This window comes from Mycobacterium sp. 1274761.0 (assembly GCF_001668615.1).
In the GTDB taxonomy this organism is placed as follows: Bacteria; Actinomycetota; Actinomycetes; order Mycobacteriales; family Mycobacteriaceae; genus Mycobacterium.
In genome coordinates this window covers 37,656-53,109 of the sequence record NZ_LZMC01000109.1, presented here as the reverse complement: position 1 = coordinate 53,109, position 15,454 = coordinate 37,656, and the positions used below count along the sequence as shown (strand labels likewise).

General features: G+C 66.7%; 19 protein-coding genes. 4 read left to right on the top strand and 15 right to left on the bottom strand.

Annotated elements, in window-relative coordinates; translation table 11 throughout:
- Positions 1 to 16 precede the first annotated feature (16 nt).
- Positions 17 to 1,024, bottom strand: coding sequence for a glucose-6-phosphate dehydrogenase (coenzyme-F420) (fgd, locus tag A5651_RS22260; protein WP_066986164.1), 1,008 nt, complete (start codon positions 1,022 to 1,024; stop codon positions 17 to 19).
- 31 nt (positions 1,025 to 1,055) lie between these two features.
- Between fgd and A5651_RS22255 the strand changes: the two genes are divergently transcribed.
- On the top strand, positions 1,056 to 1,802 hold the full coding sequence (locus A5651_RS22255; protein WP_066986161.1) for an MBL fold metallo-hydrolase: 747 nt from the start codon (positions 1,056 to 1,058) through the stop codon (positions 1,800 to 1,802).
- Here the strand turns inward: A5651_RS22255 and A5651_RS22250 are convergent.
- The 7 genes from A5651_RS22250 to A5651_RS26120 form a co-directional block, all read right to left on the bottom strand.
- The gene (locus tag A5651_RS22250) at positions 1,784 to 1,996 is read right to left on the bottom strand and encodes a hypothetical protein (protein WP_066986158.1); all 213 of its coding nucleotides are present in this window, start codon (positions 1,994 to 1,996) and stop codon (positions 1,784 to 1,786) included. The genes A5651_RS22255 and A5651_RS22250 overlap by 19 nt on opposite strands.
- A 44-nt stretch (positions 1,997 to 2,040) precedes the next feature.
- Positions 2,041 to 3,378 carry an NtaA/DmoA family FMN-dependent monooxygenase gene (locus A5651_RS22245; protein WP_066986155.1) on the bottom strand — a complete coding sequence of 446 codons (1,338 nt, stop codon included), beginning with the start codon at positions 3,376 to 3,378 and terminating at the stop codon, positions 2,041 to 2,043.
- Positions 3,375 to 4,490, bottom strand: coding sequence for an LLM class flavin-dependent oxidoreductase (locus A5651_RS22240; protein WP_066986152.1), 1,116 nt, complete (start codon positions 4,488 to 4,490; stop codon positions 3,375 to 3,377). The genes A5651_RS22245 and A5651_RS22240 overlap by 4 nt, the downstream gene beginning before the upstream one ends.
- Positions 4,487 to 5,578, bottom strand: a complete 1,092-nt coding sequence (locus A5651_RS22235; RefSeq protein ID WP_066986149.1) for an LLM class flavin-dependent oxidoreductase — start codon at positions 5,576 to 5,578, stop codon at positions 4,487 to 4,489. Before A5651_RS22235 ends, A5651_RS22240 begins: the two co-directional genes overlap by 4 nt.
- Positions 5,575 to 6,072, bottom strand: a complete 498-nt coding sequence (locus A5651_RS22230; protein ID WP_066986146.1) for a GNAT family N-acetyltransferase — start codon at positions 6,070 to 6,072, stop codon at positions 5,575 to 5,577. The genes A5651_RS22235 and A5651_RS22230 overlap by 4 nt, the downstream gene beginning before the upstream one ends.
- Positions 6,073 to 6,158: 86 nt before the next feature.
- Positions 6,159 to 6,512, bottom strand: coding sequence for a hypothetical protein (locus tag A5651_RS22225; protein ID WP_066986143.1), 354 nt, complete (start codon positions 6,510 to 6,512; stop codon positions 6,159 to 6,161).
- Positions 6,513 to 7,072: 560 nt separating this feature from the next.
- On the bottom strand, positions 7,073 to 7,396 hold the full coding sequence (locus tag A5651_RS26120; protein WP_231988790.1) for a hypothetical protein: 324 nt from the start codon (positions 7,394 to 7,396) through the stop codon (positions 7,073 to 7,075).
- Between the two features lie 40 nt (positions 7,397 to 7,436).
- On the opposite strand from A5651_RS26120, the gene A5651_RS22215 reads away from it, so the two are divergent.
- The gene (locus A5651_RS22215) at positions 7,437 to 8,300 is read left to right on the top strand and encodes an SDR family oxidoreductase (protein WP_066986140.1); all 864 of its coding nucleotides are present in this window, start codon (positions 7,437 to 7,439) and stop codon (positions 8,298 to 8,300) included.
- An 83-nt stretch (positions 8,301 to 8,383) separates the two neighbouring features.
- Complete coding sequence (locus A5651_RS22210) at positions 8,384 to 9,124, top strand: SDR family NAD(P)-dependent oxidoreductase (protein ID WP_066986137.1); 741 nt, start codon at positions 8,384 to 8,386, stop codon at positions 9,122 to 9,124.
- Position 9,125: 1 nt separating this feature from the next.
- On the opposite strand, the gene A5651_RS22205 is transcribed toward A5651_RS22210, so the two are convergent.
- From A5651_RS22205 to A5651_RS25075, 7 genes are read right to left on the bottom strand one after another with little or no spacing between them, the layout of a single operon-like run.
- Positions 9,126 to 9,644 (bottom strand): MarR family winged helix-turn-helix transcriptional regulator, encoded by a 519-nt coding sequence (locus tag A5651_RS22205; RefSeq protein WP_231988789.1) that lies wholly within the window; start codon positions 9,642 to 9,644, stop codon positions 9,126 to 9,128.
- 17 nt (positions 9,645 to 9,661) lie between these two features.
- Positions 9,662 to 10,069: a hypothetical protein gene (locus A5651_RS22200; RefSeq protein WP_066986132.1), complete on the bottom strand. Its 408-nt coding sequence runs from the start codon at positions 10,067 to 10,069 to the stop codon at positions 9,662 to 9,664.
- Positions 10,070 to 11,305 carry an O-succinylhomoserine sulfhydrylase gene (locus A5651_RS22195; protein ID WP_066986602.1) on the bottom strand — a complete coding sequence of 412 codons (1,236 nt, stop codon included), beginning with the start codon at positions 11,303 to 11,305 and terminating at the stop codon, positions 10,070 to 10,072.
- Entirely contained in the window at positions 11,302 to 11,715 is a 414-nt protein-coding gene (locus A5651_RS22190; protein ID WP_066986129.1) for a rhodanese-like domain-containing protein, read from the bottom strand. The genes A5651_RS22195 and A5651_RS22190 overlap by 4 nt, the downstream gene beginning before the upstream one ends.
- A 19-nt stretch (positions 11,716 to 11,734) precedes the next feature.
- A complete protein-coding gene (locus A5651_RS22185; RefSeq protein WP_231988788.1) occupies positions 11,735 to 12,190 on the bottom strand; it encodes a lumazine-binding protein in 456 nt (151 codons plus the stop codon).
- On the bottom strand, positions 12,187 to 13,452 hold the full coding sequence (gene purT, locus A5651_RS22180) for a formate-dependent phosphoribosylglycinamide formyltransferase (protein ID WP_066986126.1): 1,266 nt from the start codon (positions 13,450 to 13,452) through the stop codon (positions 12,187 to 12,189). The genes A5651_RS22185 and purT overlap by 4 nt, the downstream gene beginning before the upstream one ends.
- A gap of 23 nt (positions 13,453 to 13,475) precedes the next feature.
- Entirely contained in the window at positions 13,476 to 13,781 is a 306-nt protein-coding gene (locus A5651_RS25075; RefSeq protein ID WP_369803990.1) for a UBP-type zinc finger domain-containing protein, read from the bottom strand.
- A gap of 42 nt (positions 13,782 to 13,823) precedes the next feature.
- On the opposite strand from A5651_RS25075, the gene A5651_RS22175 reads away from it, so the two are divergent.
- Positions 13,824 to 15,410: a Na+/H+ antiporter gene (locus A5651_RS22175; RefSeq protein WP_066986124.1), complete on the top strand. Its 1,587-nt coding sequence runs from the start codon at positions 13,824 to 13,826 to the stop codon at positions 15,408 to 15,410.
- Positions 15,411 to 15,454 lie beyond the last annotated feature (44 nt).

Below are 15,454 nucleotides of genomic sequence, written 5' to 3'. Positions count from 1 at the left end.
GCGGCCAAGGTATCAGCTACAGGCGGCGCAGCCGCGGTTCCAGATCGTTCTTGAACAGCTCGAGGAACCGGCGCTGGTCGTGGCCCGGCGCGTGGAACACCAAGTGGTTGAGGCCCCATTCGACGTACTGGCCGACCTTTTCGACGGCCTCGTCGGGATCCGAGGCGACGATCCACCGCTTGGCGACCTGTTCGATGGGCAGTTCGTTGGCGGCCTTCTCCATCTCCAGCGGATCGTGGATGTTGGTCTTCTGTTCAGCCGTCAGCGACAACGGCGCCCAGAACCGGGTGTTCTCCAGTGCCAGTTCGGGATCGGTGTCGTAAGAGATCTTGATCTCGATCATCTTGTCGATGTCGTCGGGGTTCTTGCCCGCGGCCTCGGCACCCTCTTTGACGGCTGGGATCAGCTTGTCCTTGTAGAGCTCCTCACCCTTACCCGAGGTGCAGATGAAGCCGTCACCGGCGCGGCCCGCGTACTTGGCGACCTGCGGTCCGCCCGCAGCGATGTAGACCGGGATGCCGCCCTCGGGCACGTCGTAAATCGACGCGCCCTTGGTGTGGTAGTACTCGCCGGAGAAGTCGACGCGATCGCCCAGCCACAGTTCACGCATCAGCCGCACCGATTCGCGCAACCGCGCGTAGCGCTCCTTGAACTCCGGCCATTCGCCCTCGTAGCCGGTGGCGATCTCGTTGAGCGACTCGCCGGTGCCGACGCCGAGGAAGATCCGGTCCGGGTAGAGGCAGCCCATGGTCGCGAAGGCCTGCGCGATGACGGCGGGGTTGTAGCGGAAGGTCGGGGTCAGCACCGAGGTGCCGAGGATCAACCGCTTGGTGCGTTCGCCCACCGCGGTCATCCAGGCCAGCGAGAACGGCGCGTGGCCGCCCTCGTGTCGCCATGGCTGGAAGTGGTCGCTGACGGTGGCACTGTCCATGCCGTGCTCTTCGGCCGTCACGGCCAGCTCGACGAGTTCGCGCGGCGCGAACTGCTCCGCCGACGCCTTGTATCCCAGTTTCAACTGCACGATCCTTTTCTACTCCCCCGCCTACACTCGCGGGATGGCAGCAGCCCTGACCGCCCTCACGGACAAGGTGCATTTCGCGCACACCGAGCTGGTCAACTGGACGCTGGTGGCCGATGACAGCGGCGTCATCCTGATCGACACCGGCTTTCCTGGCGATCGCGACGACGTGCTGGCATCTCTGCGTGAACTCGGGTTCGGCGTCGACGATCTCCGCGCGATCCTGCTGACCCACGCCCACATCGACCACTTCGGTTCGGCGATCTGGTTCGCGAAAACCCATGGCACGCCGGTGTATTCCCACCGCGACGAGGTCGGGCACGCCAAACGGGAGTACCTCGAACAGGCTTCGCCGGTCGACGTAGCGACCCATGCGTGGCGGCCCCGCTGGCTGAAGTGGTCGGTGGCGATCAGCCGCAAGGGTGCGTTCACCCACGACGGCATCCCGACCGCCCAGGCGCTGACCGAGGACGTGGCCGCCGTGCTGCCGGGTTCGCCGATGGCCATTCCCAGCCCCGGCCACACCGGTGGGCACTGCTCATTTGTCGTCGACGGCGTTCTGGTCAGCGGTGACGCGCTGGTGACCGGGCACCCGGTCTCCTCGCGCCGCGGGCCGCAGCTGCTGCACAAGGTGTTCAACCACGACCAGGCGGGCTGCTTGCGCAGCCTCTCGGCGCTGGCGATGCTCGACACCGAGGTGCTGGCCCCCGGCCACGGCCAGGTATGGCGCGGCCCGATACGCGAGGCGAGCCAGGAGGCGTTGGCTCAGGCGAGCGCTTCGTAGCCCAGCAGGAAGATTGCGGTCAGGCACAGCCCGCTGCACAGCACGAACGTGGGCATCAGGATCTTGTCGTCGAGGTCGGCCTCATCGACGGTGTCGCGACGGCCCAGCAGCGCCCGCAGCGTGAGCCCGAGGACCAGGGTCAATCCCGCTGCGGCAAAGAGCAGCCACCCTACGGTCGTCTGCGATATCTGCACTCGGCAACACCCCCGTCGCCGTCTCTCGACGGTCGCCGCCCACCCTATATCCCGAGGTGGTCACGCAGTTTGTGGCCACGGTATTCGGTGCGGAACGTCCCGCGCTCCTGCAGCAACGGCACCACCCGGTCGACGAACTCGTCGAGGCCGTGCGGGGTCAGATGCGGTACCAGGATGAACCCGTCGCACGCGTCGGACTGGACGTGCAGGTCGATCTCGGCGGCGATGTCGGCGGGTGTGCCGACGAACTGCTGGCGGCTGGTGACCGCGATGACGAGCTCGCGGATGCTGAGCTTCTCGGCCTGCGCACGCTCGCGCCAGCGCGCCGCGACGGCCTTGGGATCGCCATGGCGGACCCGGCCCTGCGTGATGGTCGGATCGTCGGCGGGTTCGACATCGGGAAGCGGCCCGTCGGGGTCGTAGTCGGACAGGTCGCGCTGCCATACCTGCTCGAGCATCGCGATCGCAGTCGGACCGCTGACCTGTTGGTAGCGGATGTGCCTGGCCCGGTCGGCAGCCTCGGCAGCGGTGTCGCCCAGCACATAGGTCGCGGCGGGAAACACCTTGAGCCTGTCCGGGTTCCGGCCCGCGGCGGCCGCGCGCTGCTTGACGTCGCTGTAGTAGCGCTGGCCTGCCTCCAGCGCAGAGTGCAGCGTGAACAATGCATCGGCGTACTCGGCGCCGAACGCCCTGCCGTCCGAAGAGTCACCTGCCTGCAGGAGCACCGGGTGACGCTGCGGGCTGACGGGCAGCGTGGCCACCCCACGGACGTCGAATTGGGAGCCGTGAAATTCGACGGGCTTGATGCGCTGCGGGTCGACGTAGATTCCTGTTTCCGCGTCGGCGCGCACCGCGTCGTCGTCCCAGCTGTCCCAGAACGCGCGTGCGACAGTAACGAACTCGGCGGCGCGCTTGTATCTGTCGGCGTGGTCGAGGAATCCACCGCGGCGGAAGTTCTCACCGGTGAACGCATCCGATGACGTCACCATGTTCCAGCCGGCCCGGCCGTCGGACAAGTGGTCGAGCGTGGCGAATTGCCGTGCGACTTCGAACGGTTCATTGAACGTCGTGTTAATGGTGCCGACGAGTCCGAGGCGGTCGGTGACTGCGGCCAGCGCGGCCAGCACGGTGAACGTGTCGGGTCTGCCCACGACGTCGAGGTCGTGGATGCGGCCGCGGTGTTCACGCAGCCGCAGACCCTCGGCGAGGAAGAAGAAGTCGAACAACCCGCGCTCTGCTGTCCGGGCGAGGTGGACGAACGAGTCGAACTCGATTTGACTGCCGGACTCGGGGTCGGTCCACACCGTGGTGTTGTTGACGCCGGGGAAATGCGCGGCCAGATGAATAAGCTTGCGGTTCTTGCCTTCTCGGGTCGTGGTCATCCGGTCAAGCCCCAGCGCTTGGCGATCAACTCGTGGGAGCGCAGTCGATCGGAATGCCGGTGGGTCACCGAGGTGATGACGAGCTCGTCGGCTCCCGTGACCCGCTGCAGCGTCGCCAGCTTGTCGGCCACCTCGTCGGCGTCACCCACGAATTGCGTTGCCGTACGGTCCTTCACCACCGCGTGCTGCTCTTCGGTCAGCGGTGCGGCCGTGTCGGGGTCGGGATAGGGTGCTGCGCCGCCACCCCTGCGGATCGCGTAGACCCAGTGGCCGTACGTGGACGCCAAATGCCGGGCGGTTGCGCTGTCGCCTGCGGCGACGACGTCGGCCGAAACCACGACGTAGGGCTCGGTGAGCACCGCCGACGGCTGGAACGCGGCCCGGTAGGCGTCGATCGCCTCCAACGTGGTGGCGGGGGTGATGTGGTAGCTGGCAACGAACGGCAGCCCGCGTGCGCCGGCGACCTGTGCGCTCTGCCCCTTACTGCTGCCGAATATCCAGGGCCGCAAGCTAGTTCGCTCACCGGGTACAACCTGCAGAGGGTGTCCGTCGGGGCGGTAACAGCCGCCAAGCATGGCGAGGATGTCGTCGACCTGGTCGGCGAAGTCCGGCGACACCGCCTCGGGCTGTTGGAGGACCGACATCTGCGCACGCAGGCGGTCGGTGATGATCGAGCGCATGTCGAACGGCGGTGGCACGGTCAGGCCGTCGACGGTGCGCCACTCGGTGCTCGGCGCGGGTTTCAGTGCTGACGGCTTAGAGGCTGCCTCACGGCGCCGCTGCCCGGACCGACCGACACCGAGGTCGATGCGTCCCGGGTAGAACGCGTCAAGCATGGCGAAGCTCTCGACGACCGCCAGCGCCGTGGTGTACCCCAACTGAACTGCGCCCGTGCCGACGTGAATAGTGTTGGTAGCCGCGGCGATCTGGCCGATCAGTACCGCCGGCGATGAACTGGCCACCGCGACGAAGTGATGTTCGGCGACCCAATAGCGCTTGTAGCCCCACTGCTCGGCGTGCTGGGCGAGGTCGACAGTGTTGCGCAGCGCGCTCGCCGCGTCGCTGCCCTCGGTGATCGGCGAAAGGTCGAGGATCGACAGCGGGACGGTCATGACGGCTCACCCACCCTGACATAACGGTTTTCGGCGACAGGCAGGCCGAGCCGCGACCGCAGGTGCTCGCCGTCGCAGTAGGCGCTGCGGAACACACCGGCGCGTTGGAGCAGCGGCACAACCTCGTCGATGATGGCCGGAAGGTCGGTGGTGTGCACCGCGGGCCGCAGCCGGAAACCGTCAACCCCCAACCGATGCCACCGGATCAGTAGATCCACCAGCTCGGCGGGTGCACCGTTGAAGACGACGGCGTCCGAGCGGTGATCGACAGTCCCGGAGAACGTGACGTAGACGTCGGCGTAGACCTTCAGGTCGTCGCCTCCGACCCGCCGGATCTCACCGAGGATGGAAGCGACGGACTCGTCATCCTGCGGGGTGATGAAGACCAGATCGGTGCTGCGCGAGGCGAATTCGTAGACGGGCAGTTGATGCGCCAGGGCGGTGACGACGGGTTGGCCCTGCGGCGGCCGCGGGGTGATCGACGGCCCCTTCACCGAGAAGTACTTACCGGTGAAGTCGATGTAGTGCAGCTTGTCGCGGTCGACGAACCGGCCGCTGGCGACGTCGCGGATCACCGCGTCGTCCTCCCAGCTGTCCCACAGACGTCGGACCACCTCGACGGCGTCGCCGGCTTCGTCGAACAGGTCGACACCTGTGATGTCCCTGCGACCGAACAGCTGTGCTTCGTGGGCTGAACTGCTGACCCGCACCTGCCAGCCGGCGCGGCCATGGGAGATGAAGTCAAGCGTGGCAATCGCTTTGGAGACGTGGAAGGGTTCGGTGTGGTTGACGGTGGCGACGGGAACGAGCCCGATGTGGCGGGTCGCGGGTGCCACTCTGGATGCCACAAGGACGGCGTCGGGCCGGCCCGCCAGCCAGCGCGGCTCGATCTCCGCGCGGCGGCGCCGCTGCGGGGTGAGCGCATCGTCGAAGGTCACGAAATCCAGCAGCCCACGTTCGGCCGTCACGGCAAGGTCGGACCAATAGCGGCCGCTGGTCACCGGTTCGGCGTCGACCGACTGGCGCCACGCCTCGGGGTGCCAGCCGTACCCGTCGAGGGCGACGGCCAGATGCAGGTGTTCGGTCACGAGGCCAGCACTTTCAGGAACGCCAGCGGGTAGACCTCGCCCTCGGCGGGCAGCGGTTCGGCGAGGCGGTGGTACCCCGTCGACAGGTACAGCTCTTCGGCCTCGGGCTGCTTGTCGCCCGTCGTCAGATAGATGCGGCGGTAGCCGCGGCCGGCGATCTGGCGCTCCAGTTCGGTCAGCAAGGCTTTTGCGAAGCCCCGACGCCGGTAGCGGCTGTCGGTCCAGATGCGTTTCAGCTCGGCGGTGTCGGCGTCGAACCGCCGGAACGCGCCGCCAGTCACCGGCTGGCTGTTGTGCAGGCCGATCAGCATGGCGCCGTTCGGGGCCGAGAATTCGTCGGCTGGATAACTGCGAAGCCATTCGGCCACCGCGTCCACACGTGCGCGGTACCGACTCGCATACTCCAGAGCCAGTTGGGTCAGCAGCGGCTCGGCCAGCGGGTCACCCTGGTCGACCGCGTGAAAGCGGAGCTGATCAATGGCGTGTGCGGACATCACCTAACTGTCTAACGCAGTCCGCGCTAGCGCATTCCATGACCGGAGTTCAGGTCAGGGTGATCGAAAATCCTCGCTGGTCGCTATTACGGGTGATTGTCGATACGGCAGTTCTGGAGGAACCCAACCGGGTCGCAATAGACCCCCATCGGCGGCGCCGGCCTCGGCGGAGGATTCTCCCCATCCCAGATCAGGCTGGAGACGTTGCCCATTCCCGGCCAGAGGAAGTAGTAGGTGTGGCAGACATTCCAGTCCCAGTTCAGTGGATCGGTGATGTGATTGCCGGTTGTGGGGACCGGTTGCTCGCCAGGGCACCAGTGATGCGGTGGTCCCCAGCCGCCGTCGTCAGCCTGCGCGGTTCCTGTGCCGACGGCTGAACCGGCGGACACTAGTGCGGCGGCCGCGGCCAGCCCAGCGGCGATTCGTCTCACGTGTTCCATGTCGTCTCCTGCGATTCGGTTGGGCCGTCGTCGGCCATGGCAGCAATTCAACAGCGGCGTGCGGCTACCGATCCCAAGAATTGCGAAAACGCGTCATCAGCTGAAACGGCGGGTTCGTTGCGTTCGGCCGCCTTGGTTCGCATAAGGACGGGTACAGATACTCGCTGCCCGGATAGGTCATGTGGGTGTGGCTGGTCGGGCTGGTCCAGATGACGCTGCCGTCGGGCCGTTGTCGGTCCCGTCCTTTCCCGGTTCCACAACGTCTTCAGCAGATGATGAAAACGGCGGAGACACTTCCGGTTTGACGGATTCGTCAGGCCGAGCGGGTAGACCACAGTGGTCGAGGTCGCAGTACTGATCGGGTTTGTCACACATCTCGGGAAGACTCGGCCATCACCGCCAACTTGCCCGCACACGCCGCGTTCTCCGCTAGTTCCCACCCCCGGCTCAGCATCGGTTATCTCGGCGCTTGTCAACTCCAACAGCTCGTCGATCCGGGGAATCAATAACAATGACCGCCCTGCCGTAACGGCAAGGCGGCCATTGTTCGGATGACTACGTCACCAGTGATTCACCCAACCCGGATTGACGGGTCCCCAATGCCCCGGCGGCGGCACTAACGGCAGCTGCTGCAAGTGCCCGGGCGGCGGCAGAATCCCGGGTCCCGGCGGATCGGGCAGCCATGGGATGTGCGGATCTGCGCTGGCGGTTCCGGCGCCTGCCAGCACCCCGGCGGTCAATGCGGCTGCCATCAGAGCGCCGGCGGCGATCCTCTTGAGGATTGTCATGTCGTCCTCCTTGATTTCTCGCTTCGGTGCAATCTGCACCCGGTCGGCGACCCCCTCGACAAGCAACGGGATACCCACCGCTGGTATTCGCGACACGCCTTCCCACCAAAATTTGACACCTGTAAAGTTTGGCCGCATGGACAACATCAGCGGCAAAACCATCGCGATCACCGGCGCCGCGAGGGGCATCGGTTTCGCCACCGCCAAGGCGTTGCTGGCCCGCGGCGCGCGGGTGGTCATCGGCGACCGTGAGGTGGCATTTCAGGAGTCGGCTGTCGCCGACCTCACCAAGCTCGGGCCGGTGTCGGGTTACCCGCTCGACGTGACCGACCGCGAATCCTTCGCCACGTTCCTCGACAAGGCCCGCACCGACGGGGGCGGCCACATCGACGGGCTGATCAACAACGCCGGTGTGATGCCGATCGGCCCGTTTCTCGACCAGAGCGAACAGTCGATTCGGTCGTCCATCGAGGTGAACCTCTACGGCGTGATCACCGGATGCCAACTGGCCCTGCCCGACATGATCGCCCGCCGCCGCGGTCACATCATCAACATCGCGTCGCTGTCGGGCCTGATCCCGGTGCCGGGCCAGGTGGTCTACGTCGGCGCCAAGTTCGGGGTCGTTGGCCTGTCCGCCGCGCTCGCCGACGAGGTCGCACCCCACGGCGTCGACGTGTCGGTCATCATGCCGCCGTTCACCAACACCGAGCTCATCTCGGGCACCGAATCCGGCGGCGCCATCAAGCCGGTGGAGCCGGAGGACATCGCCGCGGCGATCGTCAAGACGTTGAACAAGCCGAAAACCCATGTCTCCGTGCCTGCCCCGCTGCGATTCACCGCACAGGCCGCCCAAATGCTCGGCCCGCGCGGCCGCCGCTGGCTCAACAAGCGTCTCGGCCTCGACTCGGTGTTCATGACCTTCGACCACGACAAGCGCCGCAGTTATGAGCAGCGAGCGCAGGCATCTCAGGGCGTGGTGGAGAGCTCGGCGGAGAACTGATCGCGCCGACCCCGGAATACGTGATATGTCACCTATGTTGCACGGTGCGTCAAAGCAACATATCGGCGACAAGGGGAACCACGATGGGGCAATTGGACGGCAAGACAGCGTTGGTCACGGGTGGCACCTCCGGCATTGGACTGGCGACCGCACGGCGACTTGCGGCCGAGGGAGCGCACGTCTTTCTGACGGGCCGCCGCCGGGAAGCGCTCGATGAGGCGATCGCCTCGATCGGGGCGTCGGCGACCGGGATATGCAGCGATGTATCGCGGCCCGAGGAGATCGACGCCGTGGTCGACGCTGTCCACGACCGTGGTCAGGGGCTCGACGTGGTGTTCGCGAACGCCGGCGGCGGAAGTTTCGCCGCGCTCGCCGATATCACCGCCGATGACTTCACCGACACGTTCGCCACCAACGTCGGCGGCACACTGTTCACCGTGCAGAAGGTACTGCCACTGCTGCGCGCCGGCGCCTCGATCATCCTTACGGGCTCGACGGCCGCATTCAACGGGACACCGGCGTTCGGCGTCTACGCCGCCACCAAAGCGGCCATCCAATCGTTCGGACGGACGTGGGCCGCGGAACTGGCCGACCGGGGCATCCGGGTCAACACCCTCGTCCCCGGACCGGTCGAGACACCGGGTCTGAAGGGTTTGGCCCCAGCCGGTGCGGCCCAGCAGTTGCTTGACGCGGAAGCGGCCAAGGTGCTGATGCAGCGAGTCGGGCACCCGGACGAGGTTGCCGCGGCCGTGCTCTTCCTGGCGTCCGATCAGAGCAGTTTCATCACCGGCACCGAACTGTCCGTCCACGGCGGCTTGGCATGAGTCACTCGGCCGCGGTCACCCGAGGACCGAAGTCAGGCCGCGGAAGCGTGCCCCGGTCGAGGATCGACTCGTAGACCGCGGTCAGGATGTCGGCAAGTTGCCGCTGCTGTTCACGGTCGATGCCGGAGAAGACGAGATGCCGCACCCACTCCGCGTGGCGAGGGGCAGCCTCGGCGAGTTGGGCCGCACCCTCCTTGGTGAGCAGGACGTCCGTGCCGCGGCCGTCGCTGGCGGATCGCATCCGAGCGACGAGACCGCGCCGGCTCATGCGCTGCAGATGGTGCGAGAGCCGGCTGCGTTCCCAGCCGATCACTGTCGCGAGACTCGATAGCTGGGCACGGTATCCGGGCGCGTTCGACAAGGCGTTCAACACCGTGTAGTCGCTCAGCGACAAGCCGCAGTCCTGCTGGAGTTGGCGGTTCATCTCGTATTCGAGGCGGTGATACACCCGCATGTAGCTCAGCCACGCTTCCTGCTGCAGCCGGCTCATGCGACCCGGGTCCGACGACGAGCTGCTCACTGCTCCAGTGTGACGGCCTATTGCGCCGACTCGAAGTCCGGCGTGGGATCCCCTTGCCGGTAGCCCTCGATCGTTTCGAGGTTCTCCAGCAGAGACTCGGCGCTGAAGATGTAGTCGATCGACGTCGCATCGCCGCCGGCGAAGATGACGTGCCAGGAGTCCTCATCGTCGGCGCGCAGCCAGATACGGGTCACCGATTCGACTGTGTCATCGTCGATTTCGATGGCTGATGGGGCGTAGTACCACGTCGCGAGGTCATCGGTGGAATTGTCGACGTCGAATTCCCATCCGCGGTCGGTGAGCACCTCGTCGACGCCCTCGACGCTCAACAGGTCATGCAGGATCTCACCGACCAGCCGACGGTGCTCGCGGGCGTTCTGCCGCTTGCGCCGACGCGCCTTCTTCTTCTCGGACTGTCGAGACACCTAGCCCAGCGCCTGGTCGAGGTCGTTGAGCAGATCCTCGGTTCCCTCCAGCCCCACCGAGATCCGCACCACGCCGTCACCGAGGCCGATCGCCGCGCGGCCCTCCGGGCCAATCGCGCGGTGTGTGGTGGTGGCCGGATGAGTGATCAATGACTTGGAGTCGCCGAGGTTGTTAGAGATGTCGACGATGTTCAGCTTGTCGAGGAACTCGAACGCGCGCTCTTTGGCCGCGACTCGATTGCCGGCACCGCCGGCGTCCTTGAGTTCGAACGTGACAACCGTTCCGCCGCCGGTCATTTGGCGCTTGGCCAGATCGTATTGCGGATGCGAATCCAGGAACGGGTAGCGCACCCAGCTGACGGCGGGATGGTCCTCGAGGAACTGTGCGACACGCATCGCCGAGTCGTTGCTGTACTGCACCCGCACGGCCAGCGTCTCCAGTCCCTTCAACAACACCCATGCGTTGAACGGGCTCAGCGCGGGACCGGTGTGGCGCATCAGCTTCTGCACCGGCTCGTCGATATATGTCTTGTCGCCGAGGATCGCCCCGCCGAGCACGCGGCCCTGCCCGTCGATGTGTTTGGTGCCCGAATACACCACCACGTCGACTCCGAGCGGGAAGCCCTGCTGCAGGATCGGGGTGGCAAAGACGTTGTCCAGCACGACCTTTGCGCCCGCTTCATGTGCCATCTCGCTGACCGCGGCGATGTCGACCAGCGATTGCATCGGGTTCGACGGTGTCTCGAAAAAGACGGCCTGCGTCGGCTTCGACAGCGCCTCTTCCCACTGCGACAGATCGTCGCCGTCGACGAACACCGTCTCAACGCCCCAGCGCGGCAGGATCTCGTTGCACACCACGAAGCAGGAACCGAAAAGGCTGCGAGCGGCGACCAGCCGGTCACCGGCGGCCAGCAACGCTCCCAGCGACGTGAACACCGCCGCCATGCCGGTGGCGGTCGCGAACGCCGCGGGCGCGCCCTCGATGAGCCGCAGCCGCTCTTCGAACATCGAAATCGTCGGGTTGCCGTAGCGGGAGTACACGAACCGGTCGATCTCGCCGGTGAAGGCCTTTTCCGCATCGGCGGCGCTGGCGTACACATAGCCCGACGTCGGATAGATGGCCTCGGCGGTCTCTTCGAAGCCCGACCGCAACAGCCCACCGCGCACGCCGATCGTGGCCTGGCTCACGCCCTCTGGCAGTTCGGCGGGCTGACGAAGGGAAGGCGTATCGCTCACGACTGCTTCCACGGCAGGCCGACGGCCTTCCAACCGGTCGACCCGCGATGCTTGTTCTCGTCGAGGTCGCCCTCGAATCCGTCGAGGATGTTGTACGACGGCGCGATGCCGGCCTCGGTGGCCGCCTTGGCCGCACCGATGGACCGATTACCCGAGCGACACAAAAAGACCACCGGGCGATCACCGGGTTCGACGCCCGCCGCGCGCAGGTCGTCGACGAAGTTCTCATTCCTGCTGCCGTCGACGCGGTTCCACTCGACGTAGACGACGTCGCGACCGAGGCCCGTCAGGTCGGGCACACCGACGAAACGCCATTCCGCGTCGGTGCGGCAGTCGACGAGCACGGCCTGCGGGTCGTCGTTGAGAATCTTCCACGCCTCTTGCGGCGTGATATCTCCCGCATAGCTCACGGTCGCGAGTGTCCCACACCTAGCTGGGACCGGTCGAACAGACCTTCCAGGCGTCGCCCTCCCGCGCGAACGTCATCGGAACAGGCGTCTTCTCGTCGGGCGACTTGTCGAAATGGTAGGTCACGGTCGCTGTCGCACGGTCGCCGTCGATCTTCACGTCGGTTACGTCGTCGACGAACCGGGCGCCCCGCTTGGCCACCGAATCTTTCTGCCGCGCAATCACATCCGCTTCCGATCCGCGGTTCTTCTCACACGTGTAGCGGACGAAATCCGAGAAGTTCTGCCGCTGCAGCGCGTCGTTCTGGCCGACGACCGCGGTGCCGATCCGCTGTTCCTGCGGCGTGCGGTCACCGCCGAATACGTTGAGCAACCAGATAGCGATCACGACGACCACAATGATTGCCAGTGCCCCGAGGAAGGGGGCCACCGTCGGCCGTACCGGGTCGTCGGCGTCGCCGTCCCGCGGCACGGTCACCAGAGCTTGCGTAGGACGCCGGTGACCCGGCGCACCCTGTCGCGCGCGGTGGTCACCTCCGGCGCGGTGGCCAGCGCCAGTCCGAGGCGACGCCGCGGTTCGGTCTCGTCGGGCCGGTTGAACAGCCGGGCATCGCTCTCGGCGACCGCCAAGGCGTCGGCCAGCACCGCACTGGCGGTCTCCGGCGCGATGTCGACCGGCACCGACTCCGCGCCCGCGTACGTCACCTCCGCCGCGCCCGGCGAGATCATGATGGTGTCAACCTGCAGTCCGAGGATGGCCCGCGCATGCAGCTCGAACTCCGAAAGCCGTTGCGAACGAAGGGTTACCAGGCCGCTGTCATGAGGTCCCGTGCGGATGTCGGAGAAGTAGACCTCGTCGCCGCGAACCAGCAGCTCGACGCCGAACAGGCCCCGCCCGCCCAGCGCGTTGACGATGCGTGCAGCGATCGACTTGGCCGCATCGAGCGCCGCCGCCGACATCTGCTGCGGCTGCCACGCCTCGAGCGCGTCCTCGTCGGCGTCGCGGTGGCCGATCGGTTCGCAGAAGTGCAACGCCGGTCCCGTCGGCCCGGTGGTGCGGACCGTGATCAGGGTGACCTCGTAGTCCACCTCGACGACCGTCTCGGCCAGCACCCGGTTGTTGGGAACCCGGCCCGCAGCGACCGCGCGTTGCCACGCCGCCTCGACGTCTTCGGTGCGCAGCAGCACGGACTCGCCTTCCCGCGGCACGCCCGCCACCGGCTTCACCACCAGCGGGAAGCCGGCGTGATCGGCCACGGCGGTCAGCTCCTCGAGCGATCCGGCGAACCAGAACGGCGCGGTCGGCAGACCCAGCTCGTCGGCGGCCAGCCTGCGCATGCCTTCGCGGTCCTGGGCCATCCGGACGCTGCGGGGAGTGGGGAAGACCTCGCGGCCGCGCTCAGCGGCGGCGACGAGTGCATCCACTGCAATGACACCGGACTCGGCGACGACGTACAGCGGGTCCTCGCGGTCGATGATCGCGGTCAGGGCTTCCGCGTCGTTCATCTTGACCACTGCGGAGCGATCGGCCACACCGTGGGCGGGCGCATTGGCGTACCGGTCGACGGCGATCACCGCACGGCCCAACCGCTGAAACGCCCACGCCAACTCGCGGCTCAGCTCGCCGGAACCGAGAAGCATCACCGCTTTCCGGTGGTTGCGCTGCGCAATCGGTTCGCTGGCGGTCGACTCGTCGTCGAGATCGTCCCCGGGCTCGGGAGACTCCGTGGTTTCAGTCATCGCCCGTCAAGCCTGCCAGATCTTCACCCGAGCCGGACGTCGATGTAGCACCATCGCCAGTCCTCCCCCGGCTCGATCGACCGCATGACCGGATGACCGGTCTGCCGAAAGTGTTCGCTGGCGTGTTGGTGCGGGCTCGAGTCACAGCAGCCAACATGGCCGCACGTCATGCACATCCGCAGATGTGCCCAGGTGCGCTCGCCCAAATCGGCGCAGCCCTGGCACTGTCCGGGAGTAACCGGTTCGGGTGATGAGGTTGCAGCCAAGAGATGCTCACACGAGCGCGGAGCACGGGGCACCCTCGTACCGCGTGGGCGCGATCTCTTCAGCATGCTGACCAAGGTATAGGCACGTTCCAAGGAGGTGCGGCCGTGCAAGGCTCATTGCTCGCGGCGCTGGTGGTGTCGGTGCTGGTGACGGCGGTGGCGCGACGGTTCGACGTATCGGCCCCGCTGGCGCTGGTGGTCGCTGGGCTCGCCGGCAGCGCGATTCCCGGGTTGCAGCACGTCGACCTCGATCCGGAGGTCGTGCTGTACGTGCTGCTGCCGCCGCTGCTGTGGTCGGCCGGCCTGGAGAGCAGCTACGTCAGGATGAGGAAGAACCTGCGACCGATCGGGCTGCTGGCGATCGGCCTGCCGCTGGCGACGACGTTCGCGGTCGGCTACGTCGCGTACAAGACTGTGCCCGAGGTGACGCTAGTTGCCGGGTTGACGCTCGGCGCGATCGTGGCGCCGCCCGATGCGGTGTCGGCGACGGCTGTCGGGCGCAGGCTCGGGCTGCCGCGCCGCATCATGACGCTGCTCGGCGGCGAGAGCCTGCTCAACGATGCGACGGCGCTGACCGCCTACAAGGTCGCACTGGCCGCGGCGATCGGGACGGCCGCGACGTGGCCCCAGGGGCTCGGTATCTTCCTGCTCGCGGCGGCGGGCGGGGTCGTCGTGGGGGTCATGCTGGGCTCGGTGATCGCGTTCATCCGATCGCGCCTCGACGACCCGCTGGTGGAAAGCGGCGTCGGCCTGGTGGCCCCGTTCGTGATCTACCTGACCGCGGAAGAGGTACACGGCTCCGGAGTGCTCGCCGTGGTCGTCGCGGCGCTGATCCTGGGGCAGCGGTTCGTCCACGCGGGCTACGAAACCCGGCTCCAGGACGTCGCGGTGTGGAAAGCCCTGCAGCTGCTGCTGGAATCATTCGCATTTCTCATGATCGGGCTGCAGTTGCCCGGCGTCGTCGACGAGATCCGCGGCATGCCGTTCACCCGGATGGCGTTCTACTCCATCGCCGTTCTGGCCACCGTCATCGTCGTGCGGATCGTCTGGGTGTACGCGTTCGCCTATCTGCCGGGCGTGCTCTCGACCCGCATCCGCGAACGCGAACCGCCGCCGAGACCGTCGTACGTATTCATCGTCGCGTGGGCCGGCATGCGCGGTGTGGTGTCGCTGGCCGCGGCGTTCGCCGTGCCGCTGACGACGCTGTCGGGTGCGCCTTTCCCTGGACGGTCCCACATCGTCTTCCTCACCTTCGTCGTCGTCATCGGCACGCTGCTGTTGCACGGCCTGACGCTGCCGTGGCTGATCCGGCGGCTCGGCGTGGAAGGCGACGAGGCGCGCACCGACGCGATCGCTGCGGCCGCCGCACAGGAGAAGGCGGCCATCGCGGCGGCCGAGCGGTTGGACGAACTGCTGGCCGAATCCGACACCCAAGAAGTAGAGCGGGCCGCAGAAGTATTGCGCGCGTGGAACACTCGGCGCCGCAACTCGGCATGGGAGCGGCTCGGCCGCCCCGAGGAAGAGCTCGGCGAGAGCCCTACGTCGGCGTTCCGCCGGCTGCGGCTGGAGATGCTCGGGGCCGAACGCGCAACGTTCATCGACGAACGCGACAAGGGACACATCGATGACGAGGTGCTGCGGTCGGTGCTGCACGGACTCGATCTCGAGGAAGCGACGCTCAACCGGACCTGACAGCGGGAGCCGTATTTCCTTCCCACTTCAACTTATAACGCACC

What these genes read in the sequence shown, in the direction of transcription:
- A5651_RS22255 (WP_066986161.1), top strand. Translation starts at nt 1,056, where the DNA reads ATGGCAGCAGCCCTGACCGCCCTCACGGACAAGGTGCATTTCGCGCAC.
- A5651_RS22245 (WP_066986155.1), bottom strand. Translation starts at nt 3,378, where the DNA reads ATGACCACGACCCGAGAAGGCAAGAACCGCAAGCTTATTCATCTGGCC.
- A5651_RS22240 (WP_066986152.1), bottom strand. Translation starts at nt 4,490, where the DNA reads ATGACCGTCCCGCTGTCGATCCTCGACCTTTCGCCGATCACCGAGGGC.
- A5651_RS22230 (WP_066986146.1), bottom strand. Translation starts at nt 6,072, where the DNA reads ATGTCCGCACACGCCATTGATCAGCTCCGCTTTCACGCGGTCGACCAG.
- A5651_RS22225 (WP_066986143.1), bottom strand. Translation starts at nt 6,512, where the DNA reads ATGGAACACGTGAGACGAATCGCCGCTGGGCTGGCCGCGGCCGCCGCA.
- A5651_RS22215 (WP_066986140.1), top strand. Translation starts at nt 7,437, where the DNA reads ATGGACAACATCAGCGGCAAAACCATCGCGATCACCGGCGCCGCGAGG.
- A5651_RS22210 (WP_066986137.1), top strand. Translation starts at nt 8,384, where the DNA reads ATGGGGCAATTGGACGGCAAGACAGCGTTGGTCACGGGTGGCACCTCC.
- purT (WP_066986126.1), bottom strand. Translation starts at nt 13,452, where the DNA reads ATGACTGAAACCACGGAGTCTCCCGAGCCCGGGGACGATCTCGACGAC.